The organism is Winslowiella arboricola, assembly GCF_025527015.1.
GTDB classification, from domain to species: domain Bacteria; phylum Pseudomonadota; class Gammaproteobacteria; order Enterobacterales; family Enterobacteriaceae; genus Erwinia; species Erwinia arboricola.
This window is the reverse complement of sequence record NZ_JAODIM010000039.1, coordinates 82,992-98,027: the sequence shown is the minus strand read 5'-3', so window position 1 is coordinate 98,027 and position 15,036 is coordinate 82,992. Positions and strand designations below refer to the sequence as shown.

The window sequence follows — 15,036 nt, the reverse complement described above, 5'->3', positions numbered from 1 at the left end:
CACCACTAATGCAAGGTCAGATCCTGATGAGAATTCATTATGTTGCACCTCATCACACTTCCTTAACGTGAAGCTGAAAAATTCAAGCGGCAGAGATCACGAATGCCGGCGCTGGCGATAGGTATTTTTTTTTTACCGAATCGCTCAGGCAAGGCGCTTTTTTGCGCATTACCGTCTTAAATAAGAGTGCTGGCGATCACATTTCCGCCTACGCCCTGCCACTCATCCCCGTCTGAGCCTCTGACAGGATGATGCTGCGCGAAGCCGCAACCGTCAGCATGTGCGCATCAATTTTTGGCGAAACTATTCACTTACCGGAAGAGATTTATGTCGCAGCAAAAATTTAATAAGGCACGTTTTGAGGCAGCGCTTACTCGTCAGTGGCAACAGGCAGGTCTGCACGCCGCGCAGGAAATGAATCAACATCAATGGTGGCACGCGGTCAGCGGTGCGCTGGCCGAACTGCTGGCGGCGCAACCGCTGGCGCCAGCGACAAAAAAGCAGCGTCACGTTAACTATATTTCGATGGAGTTTCTGATTGGCCGTCTGACTGGCAATAATCTGCTTAACCTCGGCTGGTATAACGAGGTACAGGCGCTGCTGGCAGAGCAGCAGGTCAGCCTCAGCGAGCTACTGGAGGAGGAGGTCGATCCGGCATTAGGTAACGGCGGACTCGGGCGTCTGGCGGCCTGTTTCCTCGATTCGATGGCGACCGTCGGGCAATCCGCCACCGGCTACGGCCTTAATTATCAGTACGGTCTGTTTCGTCAGTCGTTTGATGATGGCCAGCAGCAGGAAGCGCCGGATGACTGGCAGCGCCACTGTTATCCATGGTTTCGCCATAATACCGCGCTGGATGTGGATGTGCCGCTCGGCGGAAAAGTGACGCGTGACGAAAACGGTCACACACTCTGGACGCCCGCATTTGTGATGCGCGGCGAAGCCTGGGATCTGCCGGTAATTGGCTATCGCAACGGCGTGGCGCAACCGCTGCGGCTGTGGCAGGCCACTCATCGTCATCCGTTTAACCTGACGTTGTTTAATGACGGCAAGTTTTTGCAGGCGGAGCAGCAGGGTATTGATGCCGCTAAACTGACCAAAGTGCTGTATCCCAATGATAATCATCAGGAAGGCAAGCGCCTGCGCCTGATGCAGCAATACTTCCAGTGCGCCTGCTCGGTGGCCGATATTTTGCGTCGTCACCATCTGGCGGGGCGTAAAATCGCCGAACTGGCGGATTACGAAGTGATCCAGCTGAATGATACCCATCCGACGATCGCTATTCCCGAAATGCTGCGCGTGCTGCTCGACGAACATCAGCTGGAGTGGGACGCGGCCTGGGCGATTACCAGTAAAGTGTTCGCTTATACCAACCACACGCTAATGCCGGAAGCGCTGGAGCGCTGGGATGAGAAGCTGGTGCGCAGCCTGCTGCCGCGTCACCTGTTGATTATCCAGGAGATTAATAAACGCTTTAAAAAGCTGGTGGATAAACAGTGGCCGGGCGATAAAGCGGTGTGGGCAAAGCTGGCGGTGCTGCATGATAAACAGCTGCGCATGGCCAATCTGTGTGTGGTTAGCGGCTTTGCGGTGAACGGCGTGGCGGCGCTGCACTCCGCGCTGGTGGTGAAGGATCTGTTCCCGGAGTATTACCAGCTGTGGCCGCATAAATTTCATAATGTCACCAACGGCATTACGCCACGTCGCTGGCTGAAGCAGTGTAACCCGGCGCTGGCGGGGCTGATTGATGAGACGCTAAAGGTTGAGTGGGCCAACAATCTCGATGCATTAAAAGCACTGGAGCCGCAGGCGGATAATGCCGCGTTTCGCCAGCGTTATCGCCAGATTAAGCATGACAACAAGGTGCGGCTGGCAAACTATATCCATCACTTAACCGGCATTACGGTCAATCCGCAGGCGATGTTTGATATTCAGATCAAACGGCTGCATGAATATAAACGTCAGCACCTTGGCCTGCTGCATATCCTGCACTGTTACCGTCAGCTGCGCGACAATCCGCAGCTGGACAGCGTGCCGCGCGTCTTTCTGTTCGGCGCTAAAGCCGCGCCTGGCTACTATCTGGCGAAAAATATTATTTATGCGATTAATAAGGTCGCTGAGAAGATCAATAACGATCCACTGGTCGGCGATCGTCTGAAAGTGGTGTTTATCCCCGATTACCGTATTACTGCCGCCGAGCTGATGATCCCGGCAGCGGATCTCTCTGAGCAGATCTCTACCGCTGGTTATGAAGCTTCGGGAACCGGCAATATGAAGCTGGCGCTGAATGGCGCACTGACGATCGGCACGCTGGATGGCGCTAATGTCGAAATTGCCGAGCAGGTTGGTGAAGAGAATATTTTTATCTTCGGCAATAGCGTCGACCAGGTAAAAGCGCTGAAAGCGAAAGGCTACGATCCGCTAAAGCTGCGTAAAAAAGATAAGCATCTGAACAATCTGCTAAAAGAGCTGGAAAACGGCTTCTTCAGCCATGGCGACAAGCATGCTTTCGATATGATGATGCACAGTCTGACCAAAGGCGGCGATCCCTGGCTGGTGCTGGCGGACTTTGCTGAATACTGCGCAGCGCAGCAGCGGGTTGAAGCGCTGTGGCGCGATCAGGAAGCCTGGACACGTACCGCCATCCTGAATACGGCGCGTACCGGCATGTTTAGCTCTGATCGTTCCATCAGGGATTATCAGACACGAATCTGGCAGGCGAAAAGGCAGGGATAATGGATTTAAAACAACTCGATAAGGCCGCGACCGCGGCCGGTATTGCCGCCAGTTATATTAATGCCAAAGGTCAGCCAGAAGCGATTGCGCCAGAGACTAAACAGCGTCTGCTGGCGGCGATGGGTAATCCAAAGCCGGTCAGCGCTGCGCCGCTGCCCGCTGCGAAGGTATTTAGCGGCACGCGTAAGCTGAACCTGCCGGTTGGTGGTAAAGGACAGTTTCGCTGGCATCTGCAGGCGGAGAGCGGCAGGCAGTATCAGGGCGAGGTGAATGGCGGTGAGGTGCTGGCGCTACCGCCGCGTCTGGCGCCCGGCTATCACCAGCTGACGCTGACGCAGAATAAGCAGCAGTGGCCCTGCCGCATTATTGTCGCGCCAAAGCGCTGTTTCGAACCGGCTGCACTGCGTGAAGGCAAAAAACTATGGGGCGCCTGCGTGCAGTTGTACACCGTGCGCTCAGAGCGCAACTGGGGCATCGGTGATTTTGGCGATCTGCATAAGATGCTGGATCAGATTGCCGATCGCGGCGGCGCGTTTATTGGCCTCAATCCGGTTCACTCGCTCTATCCGGCGAATCCCGAAAGCGCCAGTCCCTACAGCCCTTCTTCGCGACGCTGGCTGAATGTGATTTATATCGATGTGGCGCGCGTACCGGACTTCCGCGACAGCCCGGAGGCACAACGCTGGTGGCAGCAAAGCGCCACGCAACAGGCGCTAAGCAAAGCGCGCAACAGTGAGTGGGTCGATTATCAGACGGTCAGTGATTTAAAGATTGCCGCCCTGCGTCTGGCATGGCAGCAGTTCTGCCGGCGTGATAAGCAGGATAAAACCCGTGACCATTTCGAGCGTTTTATTACTCAGGGCGGTGGCAGCCTGTTTTCGCAGGCGGCTTACGATGCGATGCATGGCGCGATGCTCAAAGAAGATGCCACGCGCTGGGGCTGGCCAGTATGGCCGGAGGCTTATCAGCATGCTGATAATGCGGCGGTGCAGACTTTTTGCCAGAAAAATCAGCAGGAAGTGCGTTTCTGGCTGTGGTTGCAGTGGCTGGCGAACCGTCAGTTTGATGAGTGCTGGCAGCAGAGCCAGCAGCGTAAGATGCCGGTTGGGTTGTATCGCGATCTGGCGGTCGGCGTTGCCGAGGGTGGGGCGGAAACCTGGTGCGATCGTGAGCTCTATTGCCTGCAGGCCTCGGTCGGCGCGCCGCCGGATATTTTAGGGCCGCTGGGGCAAAACTGGGGACTGCCGCCGATGGACCCGCATGTGATGGCGGCGCGCGGCTATCAGCCGTTTATCGACCTGCTACGCGCGAATATGGCCAGCTGTGGTGCGTTACGTATCGACCATGTGATGTCGATGCTGCGCTTATGGTGGATCCCCTATGGTGAAACTGCCGATCACGGTGCTTATGTTTACTATCCGGTAGAGGATCTGATGGCGATTCTGGCGCTGGAGAGCCAGCGTAACCAGTGCATGGTGATTGGCGAGGATCTCGGTACTGTGCCGGTGGAAATTATCGGTAAGCTGCGCGACAGCGGCGTCTATTCGTGGAAAGTGCTCTATTTCGAACAGGAATCCGCCGATCGCTACCGCGCACCTGCCGACTGGCCACGCCAGTCGATGGCCAGCGCCACCACCCATGATTTACCGACGTTGCGTGGTTTCTGGAGCGCTGGGGATTTAACGCTGGGTGAAACCCTGGGCTTGTATCCCGATAAGGTGATTCTGCGTAGTCTGCATCAACAGCGGCAGCAGCAGCGTCAGGCGTTACTAAATGCGTTGCACCAGTATCGCTGCGTGCCGCAACGCACCGCTAAACGGGCGCAAAAGATGGCGATGACGCCGGAGCTGAATCGCGGCATGCAGCGTTTTATTGCCGACAGCGGCAGTGCCTTGCTGGGATTACAGCCGGAAGACTGGCTGGATATGGAGAAACCGGTCAATGTACCGGGAACCACCGATCAGTACCCCAACTGGCGACGCAAGCTGAGTAAAACACTGGAGGAGATATTTGCCGATGATTACGTTAATCGTCTGCTGAAGGATATTGACAGGCGTCGGAGATCAGTGGGAAATCAGCGGAACGGGCGGCGATAACGCCGTCATCATGATCGGGAAAATCATCGGAACGGGCGGCGATAACGCCGCCCCTACAGTCAAGGTGTCATAGGGGCGGCGTTATCGCCGCCCATCTGACAAGGTACTTAATAGTAAGAGTGTTCGCCACGCTGGTGCTCGGTCAGATCGCGCACGCCTTTCAGTTCCGGGAAAGTCTGCAACAGCTCTTTCTCGATGCCTTCTTTCAGCGTCACATCGACCATTGAACAGCCGTTACAGCCGCCGCCAAACTGCAGAATGGCGTAACCTTCGTCAGTGATCTCCATCAGCGATACTTTACCGCCGTGACCAGCCAGCTGTGGGTTAATCTGCGCCTGCAACTGATACTCAACGCGCTCAATCAGTGGCGCATCATCAGAGACTTTACGCATTTTGGCGTTAGGGGCTTTCAGCGTCAGCTGCGAACCCAGGTTATCGGTGACAAAGTCGATTTCAGCGTCAGCCAGATAGGGCGCGCTCAGCTCATCAACAAAAGCTGACAGCTTTTCAAACTTCAGTTCGGTATCGGTCGCTTCTACTGCATCGGGTGGACAGTAAGAAACGCCGCACTCGGCGGTTGGCGTACCCGGATTAATCACGAATACGCGAATTTGGGTGCCATCTTCCTGGTTTGACAGCAGTTTTGCGAAGTGTTCTTGCGCAGAATCAGAAATTCGGATCATGGCGATTGCTCAATAGTTGACTCATTCAGTTGGTTATAATACGCCCATCACTGGCGCGCTACAAGGTTCGGCACAGGCAGCAAATCTGCACGCTGGCGGCGCCTGCGGCCTGTAACAGGCGACTAATTTCGGCGACGGTACTGCCGGTAGTGACAACATCATCGACTACCGCGATATGACGTCCGGCCACCGCGATTTCAAGCTTAAAGGCACCACGCAAATTTTTGCGTCGCGCTCTGGCGCTTAATTGGTGCTGTAGATCGGCGGCCCGCACACGACGTAACCCTTGCGCAGAGTAATCGCTACCAATCCAGTACGCCAGTTTGCGCGCCAGCAGATCGGCCTGGTTAAAGCCGCGCCGCCAGGCACGCCGCTGATGCAAGGGTACAGCCAGCACAATTTCCGGGCGTACCAGCTGCCGCGTACGTCGTTGTTGTAACCAGCTTAGCAAAATAAGCCGCGCTAACATCACAGAGAGTGCTGTTATTTGCTGAAATTTGAACTGTCTGACCAGCAAACTGAGCGGCGGCTGGTAATTCGTTACTGCCACCAACGCCTGCCAGGGCGGTGGACGTAGCAGACATCGGCCACAATCGACATCACCACTGGCGGCGGGTAATCCGCAGCGCGGGCAGCTGGATGGACTGGCGGGCAACTGGCGATAGCACAGACTACAGATCCCCTGTTGATGCAGCGCCGTTGGCATCAGGCATAGCCAACAACATCCCGGCATTGGTAGCATAGCGACCTCCATAGCAAAGAACAGGACAATAACCGATGGCGCAGCTTTACTGGCAGACCACAGGCACAGGAAAAATCGATCTTGTGCTGTTGCACGGATGGGGGCTGAATGCCGAAGTGTGGCATTGCATTATCGATCGGCTTAGCCCGCATTTTCGTCTGCATCTGGTGGATCTGCCGGGCTTTGGTCGCAGTGGCGATTATGGCGCGCTGTCGCTGGACGAGATGGTGGATACGCTGCTGCCGCAGATGCCGCAACGCGCCATCTGGCTCGGCTGGTCGCTGGGCGGTTTAGTCGCCAGTCGACTGGCGCTACGCTATCCGCAACGGGTGCAGGGATTAATCAGCGTGGCTTCTTCACCCTGTTTTACTGCGCAGGATGAGTGGCCGGGAATTAAGCCGCAAACCTTGCTGAGTTTTCAGCAGCAGCTGAGTGAGGATTTCCAGCGTACCGTCGAGCGTTTTCTGGCGCTGCAAACGATGGGAACCGAGCATGCGCGTCAGGATGCGCGCTTGCTGAAACAGGTGGTGCTGTCGCAGCCGATGCCGTCAGTGGCGGTGCTGGAGGGCGGACTGGAGATTCTGCGTACTGCCGATCTGCGCGCTGAGATGCGTACGCTGACGCAGCCATTGCTGCGTATTTATGGTTATCTCGACGGTCTGGTGCCACGTAAGGTAGCGGAGTTACTGGATCAGCAGTGGCCGCACAGCCGCTCAGTGGTGATGGAGAAGGCCGCCCATGCGCCTTTTGTCTCGCACCCGGAAGCGTTTTGCCAGCAGCTGATTGACTTTTCTCAGGCATAACGGCATCAGGTAATGCCGGTTTTCAGCCATAAATAGTGCCATGGCGGCAGCGTCAGCGTATCACTGCCGTCGATAACCTCCCCGCTGATAATATCGCGATACTTTCTCTCTTCCGGCAACCGCGTGTCGATGTTGCGATGGCTCAGGTTATAGACGCACAGCAAGCTGTGCTGAGCGTCAACACTATGGCGGTGCAACATCAGCAGCGCATTATCGCTGTCGAGAATAGCCAGCGGATTATCAGGATGAAAAGCGGGTTGCCGGGTGCGCAGCTGGATTAGCGCGCTCAGGCGATTAAACACCTGCTGGCGCAGGCCCTCAGCCGCCGTAAGCTGTTGTTCGATTTCGGCGGCGCTGTATTTTTCGCGGTTAATCGCCCGATTATGCCCGGCGGCTTTTACCCCTTCGATATCATTGCGCGAGCCTAAAATACTCTGGATATAGATCGCCGGTACACCCGGAAACGCCAGCAGCAGCGCATGGGCCAGCATAAAGCGACGCAAACGCGTATCGTCATCGTCATCCTGCTTATTTAGCGCATCCATATAGGTGACGTTGATTTCATACGGGCTGGTGGTGCCGTCAGGATTGTTTTTGTAGGAGATCAGCGCGCCTTCCATCGCCAGATCGCGTACCAGCGCGACAATCTCCACCTCGGGCAAAATGCCGCGTGCCGGATTCAGTCCGATACCATCATGCGAGGCGAGGAAGTTAAAGAAGGTGGTAGCGCCAGCGCCGGGGTCCAGCGAGGCAGCCCACTGACGCAGCGCGCGCGATGAACCGTTATGAATTGCATGCAGCACCAGCGGCGGCAGCGAAAACTGATACACCATCTGCGCTTCATCGTGGCCGTTGCCAAAGTAGCTGATATTGTCTTTATGCGGCACATTGGTCTCGGTGATAATCACCGTGCCCGGTGCCACCACATCGGCGATGGCGCGAAACAGTTTCACCAGCTGGTGGGTTTTTTGCAGATGAATGCAGTTGGTGCCCGGCGTTTTCCACATATAGCCGACCGCATCCAGCCGCACATAATCAGCGCCTTTTTTCAGGTAGTCGAGCAGCACATCCACCATGCGGATCAGCACCTGCGGATTGCCGAAGTTAAGATCGATCTGATCGGCGCTAAAGGTGCTCCAGATAAAACGCTTTTCACCGTTGGCGAAATCAAACGGCGTTAGCAGCGGAGAGGTGCGCGGTCGCGTTACGTCGCTAAGATCGGTGGCGGGGGACATACTGATAAAGAAGTCATCCCAGCCCTCATCGAGCGCCAGAAAGTGTTTGAACCACGCGCTGTGCGCCGACATATGATTGCAGACAAAATCAAACATCAGTCGGGTATGGCGATGCAGTTCGGCGATATCTGACCAGTCTCCGCAGATCGGATTGACCTGGTGATAATCTATTACCGAAAAACCATCGTCGGAAGAGTAGGGAAAAAATGGCAGCAGGTGCACCAGATTAAAGGTATTACGCAGATGCTGCTGATAGAAGCGGGAGAAGGTGGCAAGGGTGGGGGCTTCACTTTCGCGGAACTGATCGGCATAGGTAATCAGCACCACATCTTTTTCGTCCCAGTTCGGCTTTCGCGGAACTTTTATTGCCGCCCGCGCCTCGCGGATATGAGATAGCAGCCGCTCTCTGCTCGCCAGCGGAAAGGTTGCCTGGTAGATTTCGTCAATTAAGTTATTGATTATATCCATTGTTATTCAACGGGCCACCGCAGGGTGAATGAAAAAGTACTCTTTTTCACTGTAGTCCGTTGAACTGAATTCGCAAGACGGGCGGCGAAAACGCCGCCCCTACATCAACTGAGCGTAGGAGCGGTGTTCTCGCCGCCAATGCCTGAGACTAGCGCTTTTTACCAAACGCGGCGGCTAAGGCGTCACCCATCGCGCTATTGCCTGCTGGCGTTGACGCGGCTTTTGGCTTCGCTTTGCCCGCTGGCGGGCGATTGTTATCGCGAGATGTCGCTTTACCTGCGCCACCACCGCCCCGTGCATTGCTTTCACCCGGCTGCTCGTCAAGACGCATGGTCAGCGCAATGCGTTTGCGCTGCAGGTCGACTTCCATCACCTTCACTTTGACGATATCACCGGCTTTCACCACTTTATGCGGATCGTCGATAAACTTATCGGACAGCGAAGAGATATGCACTAAACCATCCTGATGCACGCCGATATCGACAAAAGCGCCGAAGTTAGTGACGTTAGTCACCGAACCTTCCAGCACCATGCCTGGCAGCAGATCATTCATGGTTTCGATGCCGTCAGCGAATTGCGCGGTTTTAAACTCAGGACGCGGATCGCGGCCTGGTTTTTCCAGCTCTTTCATGATGTCGCTGACCGTCGGCACGCCAAAGCGCTCATCGGTAAAATCGACCGCTTTCAGATTGCGCAGCTCGGTCGGATCACCGACCAGTTCGTTCAGCGCCTTACGGGTCGCGGCCAGAATACGCTCGACCACCGGGTAGGCTTCCGGATGCACCGTGGAAGCATCCAGCGGGTTATCGCCGTGGTTGATACGCAGGAAGCCGGCACACTGTTCAAAGGCTTTTGGCCCAAGGCGGCTGACTTTCAGCAGCTGCTGACGGTTCTGGAAACGGCCGTTTTCATCACGCCAGCCGACGATATTCTGCGCCATCATTTTGGTTAAACCGGCGACGCGCATCAGCAGCGCTACCGAAGCGGTATTCAGATCGACACCGACGCCGTTTACGCAGTCTTCTACCACCGCATCCAGCTTTTTCGCTAACTGGCTCTGGCTGACATCGTGCTGATACTGGCCAACACCAATCGACTTTGGATCGATTTTAACCAGCTCGGCCAGCGGATCCTGCAAGCGGCGGGCAATAGACACCGCGCCACGGATCGAGACATCCAGATCCGGGAACTCCAGCGCCGCCAGTTCCGATGCGGAATAAACCGAGGCGCCAGCTTCACTGACAATCACTTTCTGCGCCTGCACCTGCGGGAACTGCTTTTGCAGCTCGACGAAGAAGCGCTCGGTTTCGCGTGAGGCGGTGCCATTACCGATAGCAACCAGTTCGACGTTATGTTTGCTACAGAGGTGAGCGACCGCAGTCGCGGCTTTGGCAGCCTGGCCGGTATGCGGATAGACCGTATCGAAGGCGACCAGTTTGCCGGTAGCATCCACCACCGCCACTTTCACCCCGGTACGCAGACCCGGATCGAGACCCATGGTGGCGCGCATACCCGCTGGCGCGGCCATCAGCAGATCGTGCAGGTTACGGGCAAAGACGTTAATCGCTTCATCTTCCGCACGCTCACGTACGCTGCCCATCAGCTCGGTTTCAAGATGCAGCAGCACCTTGATGCGCCAGGTCCAGCTGACCACCGCTTTACGCCAGCCATCGGCCGGGGCGTTATTCAGACGCAGATTCAGGTGTTCGCTGATGATCTGCTCGCCCTGACTTTCACGCGGCGGCTCATCGAATTGCGGATCGGCATTCAGCGCCAGCTGCAACACACCTTCGTTGCGGCCACGGAACATCGCCAGCGCGCGGTGTGAAGGTACGCTGGAGAGCGCTTCGTGGTGGTCGAAATAGTCGCGGAATTTCGCGCCAGCTTCTTCTTTACCTTCCACAACGCGCGAAACCAGATGGGCGTTTTTCCACAGATAATTACGCACTTTCGCCAGCAGGCTGGCGTCTTCGGCAAAACGCTCCATCAGAATATAGCGCGCGCCATCCAGGGCGGCTTTGTTATCGGCGATGCCTTTATCGGCATCAACAAAGCCCGCGGCCAGCTGTTCAGGGTCATGCGAGGGATCCTGCCACAGGGTATCGGCCAGCGGCTCAAGGCCCGCTTCGATGGCGATTTGTCCACGGGTGCGGCGCTTCTGCTTATACGGCAGATAGAGATCTTCGAGTTCGGCTTTGCTCAGCGTGCCGTTAATGGCCGCAGAAAGCGCATCGGTGAGTTTGCCCTGCTCGTCAATGGATTTCAGAATGGATTGACGACGCTCTTCCAGTTCGCGCAGATAGCTAAGGCGCGTCTCCAGCTGGCGCAGCTGGGTGTCATCCAGACCGCCAGTCACTTCCTTACGATAGCGTGCGATAAACGGCACGGTATTCCCTTCATCCAGCAGGCGAACAGCGGCTTCAACTTGTTCAGCCCGGGCATGAAGTTCACTTGCAATAATGCGGCTCAGCGAATCATTCATCATCGGTTACTTGGTAGCTTAAAACAGCTGACAGTTATACGGATTGCAGGGAAAAATTGCCAGCCGCGTGGCGCGGATTGCGGCATAATCCGAATTATCCAGGCACATATTCGATGGTGTTCACATACCACAGCGCTTCGCCGCCAGGGGTGATAACGGTTACGGCATCGCCGGGCTCTTTCTTCAGCAGCGCGCGCGCCATCGGCGAATCAATCGAGATGTAATCGTTGCGGCCAAAGATCTCGTCATAGCCAACAATACGAAAGCGTTTGGTTTCGCCGTCGTCATTTTCGATCTCCACCCAGGCGCCAAAAAACACCCGGCCATCCTGCTGTGGCGAGTAGTCGACCACCCGCAGCGCTTCAAGGCTTTTGGTGAGATAACGTACCCGGCGATCGATTTCACGCAGGCGTTTTTTATTGTACTGATAGTCGGCGTTTTCACTGCGGTCGCCGAGACTGGCGGCCCAGGTGACTTTTTTGGTCACTTCCGGGCGATCTTCGCGCCACAGGTAATCAAGCTCTTGTTTAAGCTTGTTGTAGCCTTCCCGGGTGACAAGTTTGGTTCTCATCGACATTTCGCTCTGCTGGTTCACATGCTGTAGCGGCGATTTTAGAGTGATCGTTGCCAGTGGTACAACCTTGAAAGTGAGACGGGTGCGGTAAAAATTAAAAAAAGAAACGGGGAATAATAGCTTTTTGAAATAAAGCTGTGGTGGTTATTATTCCCCGCTGGCAAGGGCGGTGACGCATACATTATTCTTCAGTGCTGAACTGAATATTTATTAATGAATTATTGTCGCTGATAAAATTAAACGTGAACGTTACTCATCTATTTTGCCGCCGTTGTCCCGGTGGTCGTGGTGGTGGTTCCGGTATTAGAACCATCACCTCCGCCAGAGGTCAGTAAAGCAATCGCCGCAATCGCCGCGACAGCGCCAACACCTTTGGCCTGAGACGAGCCTTCAGCCGAAGATGAGGCGACGCTACCGGCGGCGACGCCCGGTGTCTCAGTGTCGGCATGGACGGAACTGATTGCAGTGAACGCCAGTGCGACAGACAAAATTAGTGTATTTCTCATGATAAATCCCCGGTGAATAAAAATAATCTTCGTTGCGAGGATGAATATAGAGTTATTTGATTTCTGTTGAAAAGCGCTGTTTTTAGCTATTTACTGACGGCTTTACTATCTCTGGTATTGTTATTTATTGGCCTGCATAAATTCCTAATGAACCCGGAGGGTAAAACATTTAATAACGTTATTTTATGCTGCTAATTTATGAAAAGGATGTATATTCTGCACTGGCCGGTTGCTGATTAAGATTTACCCTGGGCGGTTTTAGCAGGTTTAATGGCTAACCGACTGATTTATCGATTATAGTATTTTTTATCTGCACTTAAGCCAGTCATAATCAGAGCGTGACGGACTATTTAAGATAAGACGCAGTCGCTGCCGCAGGGCCGGACAACGGCGGTTAAAATGACGAAAAAACGTGCTGCAACAGCAAGGTATGTGGGATAAGCTGCTGTTTAATATGCTTTGTAACAATTTCGGCTACAATATAAACCATTAATGACTGTCACATCAGAGCAACTTTTTTAAAAATAGCATCTCAGGCAATAGCGCCTTTGGGAGTATCGAAAATGCAAGAAAACTACAAAATTCTGGTCGTCGATGATGATATGCGTTTGCGTGCGCTGCTGGAGCGTTATCTGACCGAACAGGGCTTTCAGGTGCGCAGCGTGGCCAACGCCGAACAGATGGACCGTCTGTTAACCCGTGAATCCTTCCACCTGATGGTGCTGGATTTAATGCTGCCTGGCGAGGATGGCCTCTCGATCTGCCGTCGTCTGCGCAGTCAGAGCAACCCGATGCCGATCATTATGGTCACCGCGAAGGGGGAAGAAGTGGACCGTATCGTCGGGCTGGAAATCGGCGCTGATGACTACATTCCAAAACCGTTTAACCCGCGTGAACTGTTGGCACGTATTCGTGCGGTGTTGCGTCGTCAGGCTAATGAATTGCCTGGTGCGCCTTCGCAGGAAGAGGCGGTGATCGCTTTTGGTAAATTCAAACTGAACCTCGGCACCCGTGAAATGTTCCGTGAAGATGAGCCAATGCCGCTGACCAGCGGTGAGTTTGCAGTGCTGAAAGCGCTGGTGAGCCACCCGCGCGAGCCGTTGTCGCGTGACAAGCTGATGAACCTGGCGCGCGGCCGTGAATACAGCGCCATGGAGCGCTCGATTGACGTGCAGATTTCACGTCTGCGTCGTATGGTCGAGGAAGATCCGGCTCATCCACGTTATATCCAGACCGTCTGGGGCCTGGGTTACGTCTTTGTTCCGGACGGCAGCAAAGCATGAGGCGATTCCGCTTCTCTCCGCGCAGTTCGTTTGCCCGAACGCTGTTACTGATCGTTACCCTGCTGTTTGTCAGCCTGGTAACGACCTATCTGGTGGTGCTTAACTTCGCCATTCTTCCCAGCCTGCAGCAGTTTAATAAGGTGCTGGCATACGAAGTGCGTATGCTGATGACCGACCGGCTGCAGCTGGAAGATGGTACGCAGCTTGAGGTGCCGCCGGCGTTTCGTCGTGAAATTTATCGCGAACTGGGTATTTCGCTGTATACCAATGCAGCAGCGGAAGAGAGCGGATTACGCTGGGCGCAACACTATCAGTTCCTGAGCGAACAGATGGCGCAGCAACTGGGTGGGCCAACCGATGTCCGGGTCGAGGTGAATAAAAACTCGCCGGTGGTATGGCTGAAAACCTGGTTGTCGCCCGATATCTGGGTGCGCGTACCCCTGACCGAAATTCATCAGGGCGATTTCTCGCCGCTGTTCCGCTATACGCTGGCGATTATGCTGCTGGCGATTGGCGGGGCCTGGCTGTTTATTCGTATCCAGAACCGACCACTGGTCGAGCTGGAACATGCCGCGTTGCAGGTGGGCAAAGGGGTTATCCCGCCGCCGCTGCGTGAGTATGGCGCTTCCGAAGTGCGTTCCGTTACCCGCGCCTTTAATCAGATGGCGTCGGGCGTTAAGCAACTGGCGGATGACCGCACGCTGCTGATGGCGGGCGTCAGTCATGATTTGCGTACGCCACTGACGCGTATTCGTCTGGCGACGGAGATGATGGCGCAGGAAGATGGCTATCTGGCCGAGTCGATCAATAAAGATATCGAAGAGTGCAACGCGATTATCGAGCAGTTTATTGATTATCTGCGTACCGGTCAGGAGATGCAGACGGAGCTTGCCGATCTGAATGGCGTGCTCGGTGAAGTGGTTGCCGCGGAAAGTGGTTACGAACGCGAAATTGAGAATGAAGTGATGGCGACCGAGCTGATGGTGGAGATTAATCCGCTGTCGATTAAACGGGCGCTGGCGAATATGGTAGTCAATGCCGCACGCTATGGTAATGGCTGGATTAAGGTCAGCAGCGGCAGTGAGCTGCAGCGCGCCTGGTTCCAGGTTGACGATGATGGCCCGGGCATTAAACCCGAGCAGCTAAAACATCTGTTCCAGCCGTTTGTACGCGGTGACAGCGCGCGCAGCACCAGTGGCACCGGCCTGGGTCTGGCGATAGTGCAACGTATTATTGATGCGCATCAGGGATCGCTGGATATTGGCGTCAGTGAGCGTGGTGGGTTGCGGATTCGTGCTTATTTGCCGTTACCGCAGCAAGTGACCCGCTTAGCGGGCGGCGATAACGCCGCCCCTACATAAGAGCAGGGTTTCCCGTAAGGATGGCAATAACGCCGCCCTTACATAAGACCAGGGTTTCCCGTAAGGA

At 55.1% G+C, this 15,036-nt stretch carries 11 protein-coding genes; 5 read left to right on the top strand and 6 right to left on the bottom strand.

Annotated features, from left to right (window positions below; all coding sequences use genetic code 11):
- Positions 1-327: 327 nt before the first annotated feature.
- Together malP and malQ are read left to right on the top strand one after the other, a co-directional pair.
- Complete coding sequence (gene malP / locus N5923_RS08395) at positions 328-2,736, top strand: maltodextrin phosphorylase (protein ID WP_267141308.1); 2,409 nt, start codon at positions 328-330, stop codon at positions 2,734-2,736.
- Positions 2,736-4,832, top strand: coding sequence for a 4-alpha-glucanotransferase (malQ, locus tag N5923_RS08390; protein ID WP_267141307.1), 2,097 nt, complete (start codon positions 2,736-2,738; stop codon positions 4,830-4,832). The genes malP and malQ overlap by 1 nt, the downstream gene beginning before the upstream one ends.
- 107 nt (positions 4,833-4,939) lie before the next feature.
- Here malQ and nfuA read toward each other — a convergent pair whose 3' ends face one another.
- Together nfuA and gntX are read right to left on the bottom strand one after the other, a co-directional pair.
- Positions 4,940-5,515 (bottom strand): Fe-S biogenesis protein NfuA, encoded by a 576-nt coding sequence (nfuA, locus tag N5923_RS08385; RefSeq protein ID WP_267141306.1) that lies wholly within the window; start codon positions 5,513-5,515, stop codon positions 4,940-4,942.
- A gap of 58 nt (positions 5,516-5,573) precedes the next feature.
- Positions 5,574-6,257, bottom strand: a complete 684-nt coding sequence (gene gntX / locus N5923_RS08380) for a DNA utilization protein GntX (RefSeq protein WP_267141305.1) — start codon at positions 6,255-6,257, stop codon at positions 5,574-5,576.
- 35 nt (positions 6,258-6,292) lie between these two features.
- On the opposite strand from gntX, the gene bioH reads away from it, so the two are divergent.
- Positions 6,293-7,060 carry a pimeloyl-ACP methyl ester esterase BioH gene (gene bioH, locus N5923_RS08375; RefSeq protein WP_267141304.1) on the top strand — a complete coding sequence of 256 codons (768 nt, stop codon included), beginning with the start codon at positions 6,293-6,295 and terminating at the stop codon, positions 7,058-7,060.
- Positions 7,061-7,065: 5 nt separating this feature from the next.
- Here bioH and N5923_RS08370 read toward each other — a convergent pair whose 3' ends face one another.
- The 4 genes from N5923_RS08370 to yjbE all read right to left on the bottom strand — a co-directional run bounded on the left by N5923_RS08370 (position 7,066) and on the right by yjbE (position 12,325).
- A complete protein-coding gene (locus N5923_RS08370) occupies positions 7,066-8,763 on the bottom strand; it encodes an alpha-amylase family glycosyl hydrolase (protein ID WP_267141303.1) in 1,698 nt (565 codons plus the stop codon).
- Between the two features lie 148 nt (positions 8,764-8,911).
- The gene (locus N5923_RS08365) at positions 8,912-11,248 is read right to left on the bottom strand and encodes a Tex family protein (RefSeq protein ID WP_267141302.1); all 2,337 of its coding nucleotides are present in this window, start codon (positions 11,246-11,248) and stop codon (positions 8,912-8,914) included.
- Between the two features lie 91 nt (positions 11,249-11,339).
- Positions 11,340-11,816: a transcription elongation factor GreB gene (greB, locus tag N5923_RS08360; RefSeq protein WP_267141301.1), complete on the bottom strand. Its 477-nt coding sequence runs from the start codon at positions 11,814-11,816 to the stop codon at positions 11,340-11,342.
- A gap of 260 nt (positions 11,817-12,076) precedes the next feature.
- Entirely contained in the window at positions 12,077-12,325 is a 249-nt protein-coding gene (gene yjbE, locus N5923_RS08355) for an exopolysaccharide production protein YjbE (protein WP_267141300.1), read from the bottom strand.
- 563 nt (positions 12,326-12,888) lie between these two features.
- On the opposite strand from yjbE, the gene ompR reads away from it, so the two are divergent.
- On the top strand, positions 12,889-13,608 hold the full coding sequence (ompR, locus tag N5923_RS08350) for an osmolarity response regulator transcription factor OmpR (RefSeq protein ID WP_001157751.1): 720 nt from the start codon (positions 12,889-12,891) through the stop codon (positions 13,606-13,608).
- Complete coding sequence (gene envZ / locus N5923_RS08345) at positions 13,605-14,969, top strand: two-component system sensor histidine kinase EnvZ (protein WP_267141299.1); 1,365 nt, start codon at positions 13,605-13,607, stop codon at positions 14,967-14,969. Before ompR ends, envZ begins: the two co-directional genes overlap by 4 nt.
- Positions 14,970-15,036 lie beyond the last annotated feature (67 nt).